Origin of the sequence: Mycobacterium sp., from assembly GCF_029961025.1 — a bacterium.
In the GTDB taxonomy this organism is placed as follows: domain Bacteria; phylum Actinomycetota; class Actinomycetes; order Mycobacteriales; family Mycobacteriaceae; genus Mycobacterium.
The window spans coordinates 1-1592 of sequence record NZ_JASBVP010000026.1 but is presented as its reverse complement, the minus strand read 5'-3'; the positions used below and the strand labels follow the sequence as shown (position 1 = coordinate 1592).

At 67.4% G+C, this 1592-nt stretch carries 2 protein-coding genes; one reads left to right on the top strand and one right to left on the bottom strand.

From position 1 onward, the window contains the following. Positions 1 to 73: 73 nt before the first annotated feature. The gene (locus QJR12_RS17635) at positions 74 to 379 is read right to left on the bottom strand and encodes a heparan-alpha-glucosaminide N-acetyltransferase domain-containing protein (RefSeq protein ID WP_300584788.1); all 306 of its coding nucleotides are present in this window, start codon (positions 377 to 379) and stop codon (positions 74 to 76) included. A 121-nt stretch (positions 380 to 500) separates the two neighbouring features. Between QJR12_RS17635 and QJR12_RS17630 the strand changes: the two genes are divergently transcribed. Further along, the coding region (locus QJR12_RS17630) for a serine hydrolase domain-containing protein (protein ID WP_300584786.1) at positions 501 to 1592 on the top strand (1092 nt) is incomplete at its 3' end.

The window sequence follows — 1592 nt, the reverse complement described above, 5'->3', positions numbered from 1 at the left end:
CCGAAGCGCACGAAATGGTTGCCCAGCGCCCAGTGGGTGACGAGGCTGATGACCAGTGCCCACCCCCACGGCTTCAGGCCCCGCTCTCGCCACTGCCGCGCGCAGGCGGCGTCGGCCTGCGGGCCGCCGTCAGGTGCATCGACAGGCCGACCAGTAGCAGAAACACGCTGCCTCCTGCCCGGGCCAATACCTGCCAGGCGCCCTGCGTCACGTCCGCTGGGTAAAGGCCGAAGAAACTCAGATCCCACGGGAAGTGATAGGCGACCATCCCCGCCACCGCGGCGCCCCGCAGGGCATCGACGGGCCATAGCCGATCCGTTTCGGTCGCTAGCGGCCGTGCCCCCGGCAAGCCTATGCGCCGTGCGAACTCGAGTGCCATCGCGGGCAAGGTCTTTCTGGAGCCGTGTCCCCCCACCCGCTGCATCCCAAGGCCGAACCGCGCCGTGGACGGGGAGAAGGCGCTATAATCGGCTCGGCAACGTTCGGAAAGGGGCTGTGGCATGGCCAACGCGCCGGTCCTTGCGTTCGTCATCGTTTCCGTCGCATTGGCCTTCTCGGGAACGGCCGCGGCACGGGAAATCACGGTGGCACCCGACTCGCTTGCAGGGGCACTTCAAGAGGCGCTGGACCGGGAGGTCAGCCGCCTCCGCGTGCCGGGCATCCAGGCCTCCGTTCGGGTCGGCCGGTTCACCTGGTCGGGCGTCAGCGGGTACCAAGACCTGAACCGCCAGCACCCCCTGCACCCCACAGACATCCTGCGGATCGGGAGCGTCACCAAGACGTTCACGGCGGGCGTCGTCCTCAAACTCGCCGAACGCGGCCTCGTGAACCTGGACGACCCCATCGCACGGTGGTTGCCCGACTTGCCGCATGCGGGCAAGATCACCGTCCGCCACTTGCTGAACCACACGAGCGGCCTGCGCAACTACACCGACGACCTCTGGTGCCTGGCCAGGACGCTCTTGTTCCCGAAGCGGGTGTGGCAGCCGGCCGACCTCGTCGCCGTCATCCACGGCAAGCCGCTCTACTTCGACCCCGGTACCGCCCACCATTACTCCAACACGAACTACGTGCTGCTGGGTCTCATCAGCGAGAAAGCCACCGGCAAGCCGATGGTGCAGTTGTACCGGGAGCTCATCTTCGACCCCCTGGGGCTGCGCAACACCTCCTTCGTGCCGTACGAGCCCACACCCGAGCGCCTGGTCACCGGCTTTGAGCGGGACTTGATCCCGTTTGGCATCCAACGGATCCCGCCCGACAACACGGCATGGCCGACCGGAGCTTACGCGGCCGGCGCCATCGTATCGACCAGCGAAGACCTCCGCGCGTGGATCGACGCGTTGTTCACGTCGGACTTCCTCCGGCCCGAAACCAGGGTGCAGATGACCCGGTTCGTGGATGCGACGGACCCGGATATCCCTGCCCAGACGGGGTACGGGTTGGGGCTGCGGCGGCTCGTCGTCGACGGCAACGAGCTGTGGGGCCACACCGGAACCATTCCAGGGTTCGGCGCCGCGGCCTTCCACTGGCCGAAGGCGGACGCCACCCTGGCCGTCATCAGCAACCTCTCCGTGTTCGACTCGGTCAGTGTC